General features: G+C 60.6%; 18 protein-coding genes. 9 read left to right on the plus strand and 9 right to left on the minus strand.

All coding sequences use genetic code 11. The features are described from left to right. Positions 1 to 10 precede the first annotated feature (10 nt). From F3J31_RS14150 to hypA, 9 genes are all read right to left on the minus strand, one after another. Entirely contained in the window at positions 11 to 772 is a 762-nt protein-coding gene (locus F3J31_RS14150) for an ABC transporter ATP-binding protein (RefSeq protein ID WP_167213717.1), read from the minus strand. Then, on the minus strand, positions 772 to 1809 hold the full coding sequence (locus F3J31_RS14155; protein ID WP_167213720.1) for an iron chelate uptake ABC transporter family permease subunit: 1038 nt from the start codon (positions 1807 to 1809) through the stop codon (positions 772 to 774). Before F3J31_RS14155 ends, F3J31_RS14150 begins: the two co-directional genes overlap by 1 nt. Continuing rightward, positions 1809 to 2807 (minus strand): ABC transporter substrate-binding protein, encoded by a 999-nt coding sequence (locus F3J31_RS14160; RefSeq protein ID WP_048029226.1) that lies wholly within the window; start codon positions 2805 to 2807, stop codon positions 1809 to 1811. The genes F3J31_RS14155 and F3J31_RS14160 overlap by 1 nt, the downstream gene beginning before the upstream one ends. 154 nt (positions 2808 to 2961) lie before the next feature. Further along, entirely contained in the window at positions 2962 to 5019 is a 2058-nt protein-coding gene (flhA, locus tag F3J31_RS14165; protein WP_167213722.1) for a formate hydrogenlyase transcriptional activator FlhA, read from the minus strand. A 55-nt stretch (positions 5020 to 5074) separates the two neighbouring features. Continuing rightward, on the minus strand, positions 5075 to 6085 hold the full coding sequence (gene hypE / locus F3J31_RS14170) for a hydrogenase expression/formation protein HypE (protein ID WP_167213725.1): 1011 nt from the start codon (positions 6083 to 6085) through the stop codon (positions 5075 to 5077). Then, positions 6082 to 7203 carry a hydrogenase formation protein HypD gene (gene hypD, locus F3J31_RS14175; protein WP_167213728.1) on the minus strand — a complete coding sequence of 374 codons (1122 nt, stop codon included), beginning with the start codon at positions 7201 to 7203 and terminating at the stop codon, positions 6082 to 6084. The genes hypE and hypD overlap by 4 nt, the downstream gene beginning before the upstream one ends. Before the next feature lie 2 nt (positions 7204 to 7205). After that, positions 7206 to 7478: a HypC/HybG/HupF family hydrogenase formation chaperone gene (locus F3J31_RS14180; protein ID WP_167213731.1), complete on the minus strand. Its 273-nt coding sequence runs from the start codon at positions 7476 to 7478 to the stop codon at positions 7206 to 7208. Continuing rightward, on the minus strand, positions 7469 to 8332 hold the full coding sequence (gene hypB, locus F3J31_RS14185) for a hydrogenase nickel incorporation protein HypB (RefSeq protein WP_167213734.1): 864 nt from the start codon (positions 8330 to 8332) through the stop codon (positions 7469 to 7471). Before hypB ends, F3J31_RS14180 begins: the two co-directional genes overlap by 10 nt. Positions 8333 to 8335: 3 nt before the next feature. Further along, positions 8336 to 8686 carry a hydrogenase maturation nickel metallochaperone HypA gene (gene hypA, locus F3J31_RS14190; RefSeq protein ID WP_039265546.1) on the minus strand — a complete coding sequence of 117 codons (351 nt, stop codon included), beginning with the start codon at positions 8684 to 8686 and terminating at the stop codon, positions 8336 to 8338. A gap of 210 nt (positions 8687 to 8896) precedes the next feature. Between hypA and hycA the strand changes: the two genes are divergently transcribed. The 9 genes from hycA (at position 8897) to hycI (ending at position 16675) form a co-directional block, all read left to right on the plus strand. Beyond that, positions 8897 to 9361 (plus strand): formate hydrogenlyase regulator HycA, encoded by a 465-nt coding sequence (gene hycA, locus F3J31_RS14195; protein ID WP_029739532.1) that lies wholly within the window; start codon positions 8897 to 8899, stop codon positions 9359 to 9361. A gap of 70 nt (positions 9362 to 9431) precedes the next feature. Further along, positions 9432 to 10040 (plus strand): 4Fe-4S dicluster domain-containing protein, encoded by a 609-nt coding sequence (locus F3J31_RS14200; protein ID WP_023308971.1) that lies wholly within the window; start codon positions 9432 to 9434, stop codon positions 10038 to 10040. Then, complete coding sequence (hycC, locus tag F3J31_RS14205) at positions 10037 to 11851, plus strand: formate hydrogenlyase subunit 3 (RefSeq protein WP_167213737.1); 1815 nt, start codon at positions 10037 to 10039, stop codon at positions 11849 to 11851. The genes F3J31_RS14200 and hycC overlap by 4 nt, the downstream gene beginning before the upstream one ends. A gap of 1 nt (position 11852) precedes the next feature. After that, on the plus strand, positions 11853 to 12776 hold the full coding sequence (locus F3J31_RS14210; RefSeq protein WP_111967750.1) for a respiratory chain complex I subunit 1 family protein: 924 nt from the start codon (positions 11853 to 11855) through the stop codon (positions 12774 to 12776). 15 nt (positions 12777 to 12791) lie between these two features. Next, entirely contained in the window at positions 12792 to 14501 is a 1710-nt protein-coding gene (gene hycE, locus F3J31_RS14215; RefSeq protein WP_045908505.1) for a formate hydrogenlyase subunit HycE, read from the plus strand. Between the two features lie 9 nt (positions 14502 to 14510). Further along, the gene (locus F3J31_RS14220; RefSeq protein WP_008499573.1) at positions 14511 to 15053 is read left to right on the plus strand and encodes a formate hydrogenlyase complex iron-sulfur subunit; all 543 of its coding nucleotides are present in this window, start codon (positions 14511 to 14513) and stop codon (positions 15051 to 15053) included. Next, the gene (locus F3J31_RS14225; protein ID WP_104950236.1) at positions 15053 to 15820 is read left to right on the plus strand and encodes an NADH-quinone oxidoreductase subunit B family protein; all 768 of its coding nucleotides are present in this window, start codon (positions 15053 to 15055) and stop codon (positions 15818 to 15820) included. Before F3J31_RS14220 ends, F3J31_RS14225 begins: the two co-directional genes overlap by 1 nt. Further along, the gene (locus F3J31_RS14230; RefSeq protein ID WP_023294422.1) at positions 15817 to 16227 is read left to right on the plus strand and encodes a formate hydrogenlyase maturation HycH family protein; all 411 of its coding nucleotides are present in this window, start codon (positions 15817 to 15819) and stop codon (positions 16225 to 16227) included. Before F3J31_RS14225 ends, F3J31_RS14230 begins: the two co-directional genes overlap by 4 nt. After that, positions 16220 to 16675: a hydrogenase maturation peptidase HycI gene (gene hycI / locus F3J31_RS14235; protein WP_045908508.1), complete on the plus strand. Its 456-nt coding sequence runs from the start codon at positions 16220 to 16222 to the stop codon at positions 16673 to 16675. Before F3J31_RS14230 ends, hycI begins: the two co-directional genes overlap by 8 nt. The last annotated feature ends 17 nt before the right edge of the window (positions 16676 to 16692 follow it).

The following is a 16692-nucleotide window of genomic DNA, read 5'->3' on the forward strand; positions in this document are numbered from 1 at the left end:
TCACTCGCCCCTAAACAATAAAGTGAATGTGCTTTTTGCCATGGAACGGTGAGATCTCAATTTTGGTTTTGACCCGGAAGACGTCCCAGAGCAGCGACTCGGACAGGATGTCCTGCGGTGTTCCCGTCGCCACAATGTGCCCTTTCTGCATCACAATCAGCGAGTCGCAGAACATCGAAGCGTGGTTGAGATCGTGGATGGCGACAACGCTGGTGACCGGTAATTCGCTGATCAACTGCATCAGCTGCATCTGATGATGAATGTCCAGGTGGTTGGTCGGTTCATCCAGCAGGATTTCCGTCGGGGTCTGGGCCAGCGCGCGGGCAATGTGGACGCGCTGTCGCTCGCCGCCGGAGAGGCTCAGCCAGCCCTGCTCACTTTTATCCAGCATATCCACGCGCTGCAGAGCGGCGGTGACGGTCTCGTCATCGTGCGTGCTCCAGTTGGAAAAGGCGGAGTGGTGCGGAATACGTCCAAGTTTCACCACGTCGCGCACGCGCATGTTGGCGTCAGTCATGCCGTGCTGTTCCACGAAGGCGACCCGGCGGGCAAGCTGTTTTTTGGCGATGCGGGTAATGTCCTGTCCGTCCAGGGTGACGCAGCCAGCATCCGGGCGACGCAGCCCCGCGAGGATACGTAAAAGAGACGATTTACCGCAGCCGTTAGGGCCAAGCAGTCCTACCGTTTCGCCCCGTGATACCTTCAGCGAGACGTCATTAACGATGACTTTTTTGCCGACCTTCCAGGTAATATTTTCCGCGCAGATGCTCATCACTTATTCCTTGAACGGTAAATAATCACGGCAAAGAAGGGGACGCCAACCAGCGCGGTGACCACGCCGACGGGCAGGCTTTGCGGTGCAATCAGCATGCGTGAGGCAATGTCTGCCAGCACCATCAGGATCGCGCCTGCCAGCGCGCTGGCAATCAGTAGCGTGCGGTGCAGCGGCCCGAACAGGAAACGCATCACGTGCGGCACCACCAGCCCGACAAAGCCGATTGACCCCGCCATGCTGACGATGGTTGCGGTAATCAGCGCGGTGGTGGTAAAGAGCGCCAGGCGCACCCAGGGAACGGCAATGCCCAGCGACGCGGCGGCGTCGTCACCGAACGTAAAGGCATCCAGCGCCCGGGAATAGTAGAGGCAAATGGCTAACCCAATCAGCACCACGAGCAGTGCCAGCTGGAATTCAGGCCAGCGTACGCCGCTGAAGCTGCCCAGCAGCCAGAACATCACGTCGCGCGCCTGCTGGGCGCTGGCGGAGGTGCTGATGGTGTAGGCGGTAATGGCGTTGAACAGCTGCGAGGCGGCGACGCCTGCCAGAATAGTACGTTCATTCCCGCCGCGCGCGCCGTTCGTCAGAAACGCGACAAACGCAAACGCGGCGAATGCCCCGGCGAAGGCACCGGCAGAAAGGGAGACCGCACCGGTGCCGATCCCCAATACGACAACAGAAACCGCCCCGGTCGACGCGCCCGCGGACACGCCGAGCACGTAGGGTTCCGCCAGCGCGTTCTTCAGCAAGCTCTGCAATACGGCACCGCAGATGGCCAGCCCCGCGCCGCAGCAGGCCGCCACCAGCGCGCGGCTCAGGCGAAAGTCCCAGATGACGCTTTCATAGATGCGAGTGAGCGGAACCTCGGTGAGCCCCATTTTATTGCTGATGGCGTAAAACACGTTATCCAGCGGGATGGACAGCTCGCCGACGCTGACGCTCAGGGCGATCACCAGAAATAGCAGTACCAGGGCGAGCAAAGCCGAGGTCGTCAGAACCAGGCTCTGCCGGGCCTGAAGAACGGCGATTGTCATCAGTTCAGCCCCAGCTTTCTGAGCTGTTCGCCGACCTGCTCAGCCCCGTAAATCGTGCGAATCGTCGGGTTCATGGCCTGACCGTCCATCACCACGATGTGGCCTTTTTTCACGGCGTCCAGCTGGCTGACGGCCGGATCGCTCTTCAGGAATTTGATTTTTTCTTCCGCGTTATCCAGCGCCCAGCGGTTGCGGTCCAGGCTGGAGACCACAATCACATCCGGATTGGCGGCAATAATGCTCTCCCAACCCACGGTTGGCCATTCGGTCTCGGAGGTGATGGCGTTATGCCCGCCCATCAGGCTCGCAATAAACCCGGAGGGGCTATTTTTACCGCCTACGTAGGCGTCCGCAGAGGGGGATGAGCTGGAGAACCAGAAGACAAACGAGAGGTCTTTTTTGTTCTTGCCGAATTCCTTACGCAGGTCGGCCTCACGTTTTTTGAAATCGGCAATCACGGCCTGACCGCGGTCTTCAACGTTAAAGATTTTGGCGAAATCCTCAATCTCCTGATAGAGATACGTCATATCCCACAGTTTCTGGCGGCTGCCGTACATATCGCCCGTGGCTTTTTTGGTCGCGCACATGCCCGGTGACACGTAGCTGTTCACGCCAAGGGTCATCAGATCGTCGCGTTTTGCGACCTTGCTTTCCGGCCCCAGCAACAGCGGCGTTTGGGCGGGGACAAAGTCAGGATTTTGCGCAAGCACGGATTCAAGGGTAGGGATTTCAACCGTCAGGGTTTTGATTTTTGCGTTCTGTTCCGCGAGCTGCGGCAACACTTTCGTCGGCCAGAAGGCGCTGGCCTTCACCTTATCTTCCAGCCCCAGCAGGAGCAAAATTTCGACGGTATTCTGACCCAGGGCCACGACGCGTTCTGGCGCTTTGGTGAATGTCTCTTTATAGCCACAGTTTTCAATGGTAAGAGGATATGTGGTTGCCAGAGCAGAACTGACCGACGCAACCGCCAGGCCTAACGCGCAGATGACCTTCTTCATGAAACGCTACCCTTGATTAATATTATTATTGATGCAAATGAAACTCATTATTAAGGCGGAATTTTATACAGAGGAAACGATTTTGTGTCAATGAGGGACAATTGCGCAGGGTAACGAAAGGCGGTGTCAGAGCAACACCGCCGGATTGTGAGGCTTAAACCAGGCTCTCTTTATCGATCCCGAGACGCTTCATGCGCGACAGCAGGGTAGTGCGTTTTAACCCTAAACGCTGGGCGGCACCTTTTGGCCCGGCGACCACGCCGTTGGTCTCTTTGAGTACGCGCATAATGAGCTGATATTCATCTTCTCCCTCTTTCGCTGTCTCGGCGGCAGGCACGCTCACGTCAGGCAGTGAGAGCTGCAGGACATTTCCGCGCGTCAGCAGCACCGCACGCTCGATGACGTTTTCCAGCTCGCGCACGTTGCCGGGCCACTCCATCGATGAAAGGGTACGTAACGTCTCGGCAGGAATGCTGTCGATATTTCGACCCATCCGACGCGCGATCTTGGCGGTAAACGCTTTGACCAGCAGGGGAATATCTTCCGGGCGCTCGCGCAGCGGCGGCAGGAAGATCGGGAAGACGTTCAGGCGATAGTAGAGATCGCTGCGAAACTCGCGGTCGGCGACCATCTTTTTCAGGTCGCGGTTGGTCGCGGCAATCAGCCGCACGTCAGTCTGGATAAGCTTGTTGCTGCCAAGACGTTCAAACTCCTGCTCCTGCAGGACGCGCAGCAGTTTCGGCTGTAGCTCCAGCGGCATATCGCCCACTTCGTCGAGGAACAGCGAGCTTTTGTCCGCCAGCTCAAACCGGCCCAGCCGCTGGCTGCTTGCCCCGGTAAAGGCACCTCGTTCGTGGCCGAACAGGTCGCTTTCCAGCAGCCCTGCGGGCATCGCGGCGCAGTTCATCTTCACCATCCGACGGCTGTTGCGGTTGCTCAGGTTGTGGATGGCGCGGGCAATCAGCTCTTTACCCGTACCGGTTTCGCCCAGAATCAGTACCGTGCTGTCGCTTTGCGCCACCATCTCAACCTGCTTGAGCACGTTGTACATGGCGTCGCTACGTCCGATGATTTCACCAAACTCGCTGTCCACGTTGTTGAGCTGTTCGGTCAGGGCCAGGTTCTCATCCACCAGCCGCTCCTTCAGACGATGAATTTCCTGATAGGCGAGGGCGTTATCCAGGGCGATGGAAATACGCTCGGCGATCTGACGCAGCAGCTTCAGGTTGGCGGTGGTAAAGACGCCTTCCTCGCACTGCGCCAGCTTAAGCACGCCAAGCATGGTGTTGCCGGACATCAGCGGCAACAGGCACAGGGTCTGAATTTTATTGCCCCAGGTGTTAAACAGCATCCGCTCGTACGGTGCTACCGGATCCTGTTCGTTGAGGTTGATCAGGAGGATCTCTTTGCTTTTGAAGACCCGCTCCGAAAGGGTCCCCGCTTCATCCACTTCGCTCTGCTCGTGTGCCGGGTTGGCTTCATCGAGATAATGCGTCGAGTAGATGTTCAGCTTGCCCTTGCGATGGCCGCGAAGCGCGATGCTGATGGCATCGATTTTGAAATAGTGATGGATCTCTTTCGACACTTCGCTGACCAGCTCGTCCATATCGAGCCGTGACAGTACGGCGTTGGTGATGGCGACCAGAATGCGGAAGTTGTCGCGTTCGCGGCTCAGCAGGTCGTAATCCACATTATTGGTCACGCGGCTTTGGATCTGCTCCGCAACGACGGCCACAATCTGGGTAAAGGTGTGCAGGCGTTCGTATTCCGCCTCGCTCCAGGGCTGGTCGGTCGTGCGGATAAACTCGCAGCCGCCAAAAATCTGACCCTCTGCTGCCAGCGGCAGCATGCAGTAATGCCCGAACGGCTGATAGAGGTTACTCTCCGCGAGCCGTGGCCATGCCTGCCGGAACTCCTCAAAGTTACAGTGCAGCACTTCAGGTCGGGAGAGAATGCGCCGCACCGGGCCATGCGCGAGATAGGTTTCGTCTTCGTATTCAAACGTTTTGCCATTGTCACGCGTTGAGTAGTAGCTCGCGCGGTGCGTTCCGCTATGCCACAGTACAATCGCGGCGCTGTCGGCCAGCGCCGACTGCCTGACCAGCCGCGTCAGGGCATCGCTCAGCGCACCGAGATCGGGCTGCTGTAAAAGTGTGCGCGTAATGTCAAACAGACCCTGCTGTCCAAGATCGCTCATCGGTGTATACGGCATAGTGCTTTCCAGTAGAAACGAGCAAAAAATCCATGCTGGCCGCTTGTGGCGCGGCCTAGCAAATACGGGGTAAGGGTTCAGCGTGCGGCAGATCCAGCGTGCGCTTCACGCCATAAAGTCCGGTCAGGCGCACCCCTTTGCGCTCAACCACTTCACCAATCATTGCCGCCTCTTTTCCTGACGGATGAGCCTGCAGCTGTTCAAGAACGGCTTGTGCCGCGGCCCGTTCAACGCCAATCACCAGCTTGCCTTCGTTTGCAAAGTTGAGCGGGTCCAGCCCCAGCAGTTCGCAAAGCCCACGAACGGCGGGCTTAACGGGCAGGCTGCGCTCGATGAGTTCAATCCCGCATCCGCAGCTTGCCGCAAACTCATGGACCACGGCGTTGACACCGCCTCGCGTGGCATCCCGCAGGGCCTTCACGCCGGGAATACCGCGCAGCGTCTGAATCAGCGGGGTGAGTACCGCGCAGTCACTGCGCAGTTCGCCGTCCAGCCCCAGGCCCTCGCGCAGGTTCAGGATGGTCGCCCCGTGGCAGCCCAGCGTGCCGGTCACGATCAGCACGTCGCCCACGCTGAGGTGCTGTGCGCCCCAGTGAATATCTGCGGGGATCGCCCCCATGCCGGCGGTGTTGATAAACAGCTTGTCGGCCGCGCCGCGCTGCACCACTTTGGTGTCGCCGGTGACGATCGCGATCCCCGCCTCGCGCGCGGTCTGCGCCATGCTGTTGACCACGGCCGTGAGCGTCTCCATCGGTAATCCCTCTTCAAGGATAAACCCGCAGGAGAGGTAGCGCGGGATGGCGCCGCTGACGGCGACGTCGTTCGCCGTGCCGCAGACGGCGAGCTTGCCGATATCGCCGCCCGGGAAGAACAGCGGATCAATGACGTAGCTGTCGGTGGAGAAGGCCAGCCTGTCGCCCTGGGCGGTGAGGGTGGCGAGGTCAATGCGCGCCTGGTCTTCCTGTTCGGCGAGCCAGGGGTTGTTAAAGGCCTCCATAAACAGCCGGTTAATCAGCTGCTGCATCGCCTGTCCGCCGCTGCCGTGCGCCATTTCAACCGTATTCATGCTTCACTCTCCTGGTTGCGATACTGATACCACGCGGCACACGCCCCTTCGGAGGAGACCATCAGCGCCCCAAACGCCGTTTGCGGATTACAGGTATTGCCAAATAACGGACACTGATGCGGTTTGCATTTGCCGGTGAGCACCTCGCCACAGCGTGCCCGGGGATCGTCGCAAACCTGCTGCGGCTGCGGGCGGAAATGCGCTTCGGCGTCGAACGCGCGATAGGCTGGCGTCAGGCGCACGCCGGATTCAGCAATCAGCCCCAGGCCGCGCCATTCGCTGTCGCCCTCAACGCTAAACACGTCGGCTATCGCCTGCTGCGCTCGTTCATTTCCCGCATCCGGCACCACGCGGCGGTACTGATTTTCCACGGTACTCAGGGCCGCTATTTTCTGCTCAACCAGCATGGTGACACCTTGCAGTAGATCAAGTGGTTCGAAACCAGCCACCACTAACGGACGATTGTACTGTTCAGCGATAAAACCGTAGGCGTCTGTGCCAATCACCATGCTGACGTGGCCCGGTGCCAGAAAGGCGTCAATGCCATTGCCTGGCTCTTCCAGCAGGCTGCGCAGGGTGGGGATGAGCGTAATGTGCTGGCAGAAGAAGAAAAAGTTATCGACGCCGCGCGCTTTCGCCTGCTGCAGCGTGATGGCGGTGGCGGGCATGGTGGTTTCAAACCCCAGGCCAAAAAACACCACCTTGCGCGCGGGGTTATCCGCTGCGAGCGTCAGGGCATCCATCGGCGAATAGACGATCCGGATGTCTGCGCCGCGCGCTTTCGCCTGCAGCAGCGAACCATTTTTCCCCGGCACGCGCATCGCGTCGCCAAAGGTGCAGAAAATGACGTCGGGCTGGCTGGCAATTTCAATACAGCTGTCGATGCGCCCCATAGGCAGCACGCAGACCGGGCAGCCGGGGCCGTGGATAAACTCAATGTTCTCCGGCAGCAGCTGGTCGAGGCCAAATTTGAAGATCGCGTGCGTGTGCCCGCCGCACACCTCCATGATCCGCAGCGGCCTTTCTTTCGTGTAGTCCAGCCGCGCTGCGCGCGTTTTCAGGTGGCCGATAAGCTGCAGCACCTGCTCCGGCGCGCGGTATTCATCAACGTAACGCATGATTACCGCTCCTCGCCGTACAGCAGCGCGCCCACGTCAGGCTCCACGTCGAACATATTTTGCAGGGCGTCGAGCGTGTCGCGGGCTTCCGCTTCGTTAATCACGCTCATGGCGAACCCCACGTGAACCAGCACCCACTGTCCGAGACGCGAGGTGCCCGTTTCATCGCTGCTGCCCACCAGCGTCAGGTCGACGTCGCGCAGGATGCCGCAAACCTCGACTTTGGCCTGATTACCGTCGATGGCGTGAATTTGTCCCGGTACGCCTATGCACATCGTTCGCTCTCCAGCCAGTGTAGCCAGCCGTCCATGCCGTCGCCGCGCGTGGCGGAGACCAGCAGGATCTCAATCTCCGGGTTCACCTCGCGGGCATACGCCAGGCACTTATCCACGTCGAAATTCAGGTACGGCAGCAGGTCGACTTTGTTCAGCAGCATGACGGACGCGGCGGCAAACATGTGCGGGTACTTCAGCGGCTTGTCTTCGCCTTCGGTCACTGAAAGCACCGCCACCTTGTGTCGTTCGCCGAGGTCGAAGCTCGCCGGGCAGACGAGGTTGCCAACGTTTTCAATAAACAGGATGCCGTTATCTGCCAGCGGCAGGCGCGGGGCCGCGTCGGCAATCATCTGTGCATCCAGGTGGCAGCCTTTGCCGGTGTTGACCTGAATCGCCGGGGTGCCGGTTTCGCGAATGCGCGCCGCGTCGTTAACGGTTTGCTGGTCGCCTTCGATCACCGCACAGGAGACGCGCCCGTTCAGGCGCTTGAGCGTTTCGGTCAGCAGCGTGGTTTTACCGGAACCGGGGCTGGAGACCAGGTTCAGCGCCAGCTGTTTGCGGGTGGCAAAGCGGGCGCGGTTGCGGGCGGCGAGCTGGTTATTTTTGTCCAGCACGTTGATTTCCACCTCCAGCATCTGGCGCTGGCTCATGCCCGGCGCGTGGGTGCCTGCTTCGCCGTGGCCGTAATGCAGGTCGCCCGCATCGGAGGGTTGCGGCGCAAAGGTAATGCCGGTCAGGGCTGCCGCAGGGCGTGGGGCGGGTGAAAAGGGCGCGGAGCGAAACGCGGAGTGGGGGCGGTGTTCATCCCCTTCTATATACAGGTTGCCGTCGGCGCAACCGCAGGTACTACACATACTTTACTCCTTCTCGATTTCGAGGCGTTGGATCTGCATGCCGTCATCCGCCACGATGCGCAGACCGCCGCTCTGACACTGCGGGCAGCGCTGTACCTTCGATGACAGCAGGGTGACGTACTGCTGACACTGCTCGCACCAGCACTCCGCCTGCTGTTCTTCAATATGCAGTTCGCAGCCTTCCGCCAGCGTGCCGCGGCAGACCAGCTCAAAACAGAAGGTCAGGGCGCTGGTCTCGACGCAGGAAAACGCTCCGACCTTCAGCCAGACGCCGGTGACGCGCTTCGCGTGGTTTTGCACTGCCTGCTGTTCGATAAGTTCCAGAGCCCGCTGGCAGAGGGTGATTTCGTGCATGACGCCTCCTCAATGAATTGCCCCGGTAATGCAATAACAGTGCCAGCTTGATTTTTGTTAAGGCGTGACGATGTCAACGCTGTCGAAATGACACGTCGACACCGCGGTGTTGACAGCGGTTTTTCAGTTTAATCCCTTTAAAATCAGCAAAATAAAAACTGGCATGGAATCTGCTTAACAGCCGCTATCTCCATTAAACGGATACCTTCTATGACTATTTGGGAAATCAGCGAAAAAGCAGATTACATCGCGCAGCGTCATCAACAGTTACAGGACCAGTGGCACCTTTACTGCAACTCGCTGGTTCAGGGCATTACCTTGTCGAAAGCGCGTCTTCACCACGCGATGAGCTGCGCGGCGCAGGGGGATATGCGCTTTGTCCTCTTCGGCCATTTCACCATCAACGTGACCCTGGCGGATAACTTCAACAGCCACACCATTGAGTATCACCTCGAGACAAAAGACGGCGAAAAACAGTGTATTGCGAAGGCGCAGCTAATGGCCGACGGCATGGTGGACGGCCACGTCAGCAATCGCGATCGCCAGCAGGTGCTGGAGCACTATCTGGAAAAAATCGCGCCGGTTTATAACGGCCTGTACGCCGCCGTTGAGCACGATCTTCCGGTCAACCTGAAGCAGCTGATGGACGGAAATGCCTCAGCGAACGTGGCCTGACCCATGCGTGTCGAGAAGTGTCGACAAGACAGCTTTTCGACAAAAATGACTATCACCAGAGGATAACCCGGTGAACCGTTTTGTAATTGCTGACTCGACGGTCTGCATTGGCTGTCGAACCTGTGAGGCGGCGTGTTCGGAAACGCATCGCCTGCATGGGCTGCAGTCCATGCCGCGCCTGCACGTCATGCGCAATGAAAAAGAGTCTGCCCCGCAGCTCTGCCATCACTGTGAAGATGCCCCGTGCGCGGGTGTCTGTCCTGTAAATGCCATCACCCGCGTGGATGGCGCAGTCCAGCTGAATGAAAGCCTGTGCGTAAGCTGCAAGCTGTGCGGCATTGCCTGCCCGTTCGGCGCGATTGAATTTTCCGGCAGCCGCCCGCTGCATATTCCGGCCAATGCCAACTCGCCTAAAGCCCCGCCCGCGCCGCCGGCGCCTGCACGCGTCAGTACGTTGCTGGACTGGGTGCCCGGCATCCGTGCCGTGGCGGTGAAGTGCGACCTGTGCAGCTTCGATGAACAGGGCCCGGCCTGCGTACGGACCTGTCCGACGAAAGCGCTGATTCTGGTTAACATTCGCGACATCGCCCGTACCAGCAAGCGCAAGCGCGAGCTGACCATCAACAGTGATTTTGGCGACCTTTCTCTGCTACAGGCGCTTAACGAGGGGGCGAAATGAACGCGGCCATAATGATTACCGGCGCGGTAGCCTGTTTTATTGCCGCAGCTATTCTGGCGCCGATCTTCTCCTTCCATAAAACCCTGAGCGGCGGAGTTGCCGGGATCGGCGGGGCGGCAGGTAGCCTGTTGACGCTGGCGGCAGGCGGCGTTGTTTTGCTCGGCGGACAATCCGTTGACACCCTCATACCGCTGGTTCGCCACACCGTTGAGATTACGCCGCTGAACGCCCTCTGGCTGGTGACGTTTGGCCTGTGCGGGCTGTTTATCAGCCTGTTCAATATCGAGTGGCATCGCCACCCGCACGCTAAAGCCAACGGCCTGCTGGTGAACCTGCTGATGGCGACGGCGGTCTGTACCGTTACCGCCAGCAACCTCGGTGCGCTGGTGGTGATGGCGGAGATCATGGCGCTCTGCGGCGTGTTCCTGACGGGCTGCAGCGCCTCCGGGAAATTGTGGTTTGCGCTGGGACGCCTCGGGACGCTGCTGCTGGCGCTGGCCTGCTGGCAGGTGTGGCAGCGCTTCGGCACGCTGGACTTCGCTGCGCTTAACGGGCATCCGCTGGGGAATGACGTCTGGCTGCTGGGCGTGCTCGGCTTTGGCCTGCTCGCCGGAATCATCCCGCTGCACGGCTGGGTGCCGCAGGCGCATGCGAATGCCTCCGCGCCCGCCGCCGCGCTGTTTTCTGTGGTGGTGATGAAGGTCGGTCTGTTTGGGATCCTGGCAATTACGCTGACCGGTGGACAACCGCCGCTGTGGTGGGGCGTGGTGCTGTTGATTGCGGGCATGATCACCGCCTTCGTCGGCGGCCTGTACGCGCTGATGGAGCATAATATCCAGCGTCTTCTGGCGTACCACACGCTGGAGAATATCGGCATCATTCTGCTCGGCATTGGCGCGGGCGTGATTGGGCTGGCGCTGAATCAACCGGCGCTGATTGCGGCCGGTTTTATCGGTGGTCTTTATCACCTGATCAACCACAGCCTGTTTAAAAGCACCCTGTTCCTCGGGGCGGGCAGCGTCTGGTTCCGCACCGGTCATCGGGATATCGAAAAGCTGGGCGGGATTGGCAAAAAGATGCCGGTGATTTCACTGGCGATGCTGGTCGGGCTGATGGCGATGGCCGCGCTGCCGCCGCTGAACGGCTTTGCCGGGGAGTGGGTAATCTATCAGTCCTTTTTCTCCCTCGGTCAGAGCGAGGCGTTTATCGCCCGTCTGCTGGGGCCGCTGCTGGCGGTCGGTCTGGCGATTACCGGGGCGCTGGCGGTGATGTGCATGGCGAAAGTTTATGGCGTGACCTTCCTCGGCGCACCGCGTACGCGTGAGGCTGAGAACGCCTGCTGCGCACCGCTACTGATGGGCGTAAGCGTGGTCGCGCTGGCGCTGTGCTGCATCGCGGGCGGCGTCGCCGCACCGTGGCTGCTGCCGCTGCTGGGCAATGCCATTCCGCTGCCGCTGACCGCGGCGAACACCACCGTTTCCCAGCCCATGATCGCGCTGCTGCTGATCGGCGCACCGCTGCTGCCGCTGGTGCTGATGCTGTTCTTCAAACGCGACCGGCTCACCTCCCGCTCGCGCGGTGCAGCATGGGCCTGCGGCTACGAACACGAACAGTCGATGGTCATCACTGCCCACGGTTTCGCTATGCCGGTGAAAGAGAACTTTGCCGCCGTGCTGAAGCTGCGCCACTGGCTGAACCCGGTGCGCTGGGTACCCGGCTGGCAGAGCGCTGCCGTACCCGCGCTGTTCCGCCGTCTGGCGGTTATCGAGCTGGCGGTGCTGGTGATCGTTGTGATTTCACGAGGAGCCTGACATGAGTCTGTTACTGGCAATTCTTCAGGCGCTGGTGCTGTTTGCCGCCGCGCCGCTGCTGTCGGGCATCACGCGCGTGGTGCGCGCCCGGATGCACAACCGTCGCGGGCCTGGCGTACTCCAGGAGTATCGCGATCTCTTCAAGCTGCTTTCTCGCCAGAGCGTGGCGCCGGATGCCGCAGGCTGGGTCTTCCGCCTGACGCCGTTCGTGATGGTGGGCGTGATGCTCACCATCGCCACCGCGCTGCCGGTGGTGACGGTGGCTTCGCCGCTGCCGGCGCTCGGGGATCTGATTACGCTGATCTACCTGTTTGCCATCGCCCGCTTCTTCTTTGCGATTGCGGGTCTCGACACCGGGAGCCCGTTTACCGGCATCGGCGCCAGTCGCGAGGCGATGCTCGGCGTGCTGGTTGAGCCGATCCTGCTGCTGGGGCTGTGGGTTGCCGCGCAGGTTGCGGGTTCCACGCACATCAGCTTTATCACCCACACCGTGTACCACTGGCCGGTTGCCCGCTCCCTTCCGCTGGTGCTGGCGCTGTGCGCCTGCGCGTTCGCCACCTTTATCGAGATGGGCAAACTGCCGTTCGATCTGGCTGAAGCCGAGCAGGAACTGCAGGAAGGACCGCTCACCGAATACAGCGGCTACGGCTTTGCGGTGCTGAAGTGGGGCATCAGCCTTAAACAGCTGGTGGTGCTGCAGATGTTTGTCGGCGTCTTCTTCCCGTGGGGGCAGATGACGCACTTCTCCGCGGGCGGTCTGCTGCTGGCCGTCGTGGTTGCCGCCCTCAAGCTGCTGGTCGGCGTGCTGGTCATTGCCCTGTTCGAAAACAGCATGGCGCGCCTGCGTTTTGTGGAAACGTCCCGCATCACCTGGGCCGGGTTTGGTTTTGCATTTTTAGCGTTCGTCTCCTTGCTGGTGGCGTGATTAAAGAGAGTGTTTATGTCTGAAGAAAAGAAAGGTCAGCAGTATCTCGCCGCATTGCATCAGGCTTTCCCCGGCGTGGTGCTGGAGGAGTCCTGGCAAACCAAAGACCAGATCACCGTCACCGTAAAGGTGAACTATCTGCCAGAAGTGGTGGAGTTTCTCTACTACCGGCAGGGCGGCTGGCTGTCGGTGCTGTTCGGTAACGACGAGCGCCAGCTGTGCGGTAATTACGCGGTGTACTACGTGATGTCGATGGAGCAGGGCGAGAAGTGCTGGATCACCGTGCGCGTCGAGGTTGACCCGAATAAACCGGAATACCCGTCCGTCACGCCGCGCGTGCCCGCTGCCGTCTGGGGCGAGCGTGAAGTGCGCGACATGTATGGCCTGGTGCCGGTTGGTCTGCCGGATGAACGCCGTCTGGTGCTGCCGGACGACTGGCCGGACGAACTCTATCCGCTGCGCAAAGACAGCATGGACTACCGCCAGCGTCCGGCCCCGACCACCGACAGTGAAACCTACGAATTCATCAACGAGCTGGGCAGCAAGAAGAATAACGTGGTGCCGATCGGCCCGCTGCACGTCACTTCCGACGAGCCGGGCCACTTCCGCCTGTTCGTCGACGGCGAAAACATTATCGACGCCGACTACCGCCTGTTCTACGTCCACCGCGGCATGGAAAAGCTGGCGGAAACCCGCATGGGCTACAACGAAGTCACGTTCCTCTCTGACCGCGTGTGCGGCATCTGCGGCTTCGCCCACAGCACCGCCTACACCACCTCGGTGGAGAACGGCATGGGGATCGTGGTGCCGGAACGCGCGCAGATGATCCGCGCCATTCTGCTGGAGGTGGAGCGCCTGCACTCGCACCTGCTGAACCTCGGCCTGGCCTGCCACTTTGTCGGCTTTGACTCCGGGTTTATGCAGTTCTTCCGCGTGCGTGAAGCGTCGATGAAGATGGCGGAGATCCTCACCGGGGCGCGCAAAACCTACGGTCTGAACCTGATCGGCGGGATCCGCCGCGACCTGCTGAAGGATGACATGATCCAGACCCGCCAGCTGGCGCAGCAGATGCGCCGCGACGTGCAGGAGCTGGTGGACATGCTGCTCAGCACGCCCAACATCGAGCAGCGCACCGTCGGCATTGGCCGCCTCGATCCGGAGATCGCTCGCGACTTCAGTAACGTCGGCCCGATGGTGCGCGCCAGCGGCCACGCCCGCGACACGCGTGCCGATCACCCGTTCGTCGGCTACGGCCTGCTGCCGATGACCGTGCACAGCGAGCAGGGCTGCGACGTCATCTCCCGCCTGAAGGTGCGCATCAACGAGGTGTTCACCGCGCTGAATATGATCGACTTTGGTCTGGACAACCTGCCGGGCGGCCCGCTGATGGTGGAGGGCTTCACCTACATTCCAAACCGCTTTGCCCTCGGCTTTGCCGAAGCGCCGCGCGGGGACGACATTCACTGGAGCATGACCGGCGACAACCAGAAGCTCTACCGCTGGCGCTGCCGTGCGGCGACCTACGCCAACTGGCCAACCCTGCGCTACATGCTGCGCGGTAACACCGTGTCTGATGCGCCGCTGATCATCGGCAGCCTCGACCCGTGCTACTCCTGCACCGACCGCATGACCGTCGTGGACGTGCGCAAGAAGAAAAGCCAGGTGGTGCCGTATAAAGAGCTTGAGCGCTACAGCATCGAGCGTAAGAACTCGCCGCTGAAATAAGGATTCGTCATGTTTACCTTTATCAAAAAAGTGATCAAAACCGGCACGCAGACCAGCCGCTATCCGCTGGAGCCGATGCCGGTCGACAAAAACTTTCGCGGCAAGCCGGAACACAACCCGCAGCAGTGCATCGGCTGCGCGGCCTGCGTCAACGCCTGTCCGTCGAACGCCTTAACGGTGGAAACGGATCTCAAAACCGGCGAGCTGGCCTGGCAGTTTAACCTCGGGCGCTGCATCTTCTGCGGCCGCTGCGAAGAGGTCTGCCCGACGGTCGCCATTCGCCTGTCGCAGGAGTACGAGCTGGCGGTGTGGAAGAAAGAAGATTTCCTGCAGCAGTCGCGCTTTGACCTGTGCCACTGCCGCGTCTGCCAGCGCCCGTTCGCCGTGCAGAAAGAGATCGACTACGCCATCGCGCTGCTGCAGCACAACGGCGACGCCCGCGCGGAGCATCACCGTGAAAGCTTTGAAACCTGTCCGGCGTGCAAGCGACAGAAGTGCCTGCTGCCGTCCGACCGCATTGATATCACCCGCCACATGAGAGAGGCCAGCTGATGGACAATTTACTTGGCCCACGCGACGCTAACGGCATTCCGGTGCCGATGACGGTGGACGAATCCATCGCCAGCATGAAGGCGTCGCTGCTGAAAAAAATCAAACGCTCGGCCTACGTCTACCGCGTGGATTGCGGAGGCTGCAACGGCTGCGAGATTGAGATCTTCGCTACGCTGTCGCCGCTGTTTGACGCCGAGCGCTTCGGCATCAAAGTGGTGCCGTCCCCGCGTCATGCGGACATCCTGCTGTTCACCGGGGCCGTCACCCGCGCCATGCGCTCGCCCGCGCTGCGCGCCTGGCAGTCCGCGCCGGACCCGAAAATCTGCATCTCGTACGGCGCCTGCGGCAACAGCGGCGGCATCTTCCATGACCTCTACTGCGTCTGGGGCGGCACCGACAAAATCGTGCCGGTGGACGTCTACATTCCGGGCTGTCCGCCGACGCCCGCCGCCACGCTGTACGGCTTCGCGATGGCGCTCGGCCTGCTGGAGCAGAAAATCCACGCCCGCGAGCCGGGCGAGCTCGACAACCAGGCTGCGGCCATTCTGCACCCGGACATGGTGCAGCCGCTGCGGGTGAAGGTCGATCGCACGGCGCGCAGGCTGGCGGGCTATCGCTACGGCCGTCAGATTGCCGACGACTATCTGCGCCTGCTGAGCCAGGGCGAGCATCAGGTCGCACGCTGGCTGGAGGCGGAAAACGATCCGCGCCTCAATGAGATTGTGGCGAACCTGAACAGCATCGTCGATGAGGCGCGTATCCGATGAGTGAAACGGTGGTGTTCAGCCAGCTGAGCCGTAAGTTTATTGATGAGAACGATGCCACGCCGGATGCGGCGCAGCAGGTGGTCTATTACAGCCTGGCGATTGGGCATCACCTCGGGGTGATTGACTGCCTGGAGGCCGCACTGAGCTGCCCGTGGCCGGAATACCTGGCGTGGATTGCCACGCTGGAGGAGGGCAGTACGGCGCGGCGCAAAATGGAAGGTGTGCCGAAGTACGGTGAGATCGTGATCGATGCGAACCACATTGCCATGCTCGCCAACGCCTTTGACGCGGCGCTCGGCAGACAAACCCCGGAGCAGCAGGCGTGGAGCAAAACGCTGCTCGGTATGCTGCATGATATTCATCAGGAGAGTGCCATCTACCTGATGGTGAGGAGATTACGTGACTGACGTTTTACTGTGTGTCGGCAACAGCATGATGGGTGACGACGGCGCGGGTCCGCTGCTGGCGGAGATGTGCGCCGCGAACCCGCAGGGCAGTTGGGTGGTGATTGACGGCGGCAGCGCCCCGGAAAACGACGTGGTGGCCATTCGCGAGCTGCGTCCGGACAGGCTGTTAATCGTCGATGCCACCGATATGGGACTCAACCCCGGCGAGATCCGCCTGATTGACCCGGACGACATCGCCGAGATGTTTATGATGACCACCCACAATATGCCGCTGAACTACCTTGTGGATCAGATCAAAGGTGACGTGGGCGAGGTGCTGTTTTTGGGCATTCAGCCGGACATTGTCGGGTTTTATTACCCGATGACGCCGCCGGTGAAGGAGGCGGTGGAGGTAGTGTATTCACGACTAGCCGGGTGGGCTGGAGACGGAGGGTTTTCTCAGCTCTGAGCAGCGCCCGGTGGCGC

The sequence above is a fragment of the Enterobacter sp. Acro-832 genome (genome assembly GCF_011752745.1).
GTDB classification, from domain to species: Bacteria; Pseudomonadota; Gammaproteobacteria; order Enterobacterales; family Enterobacteriaceae; genus Enterobacter; species Enterobacter quasiroggenkampii.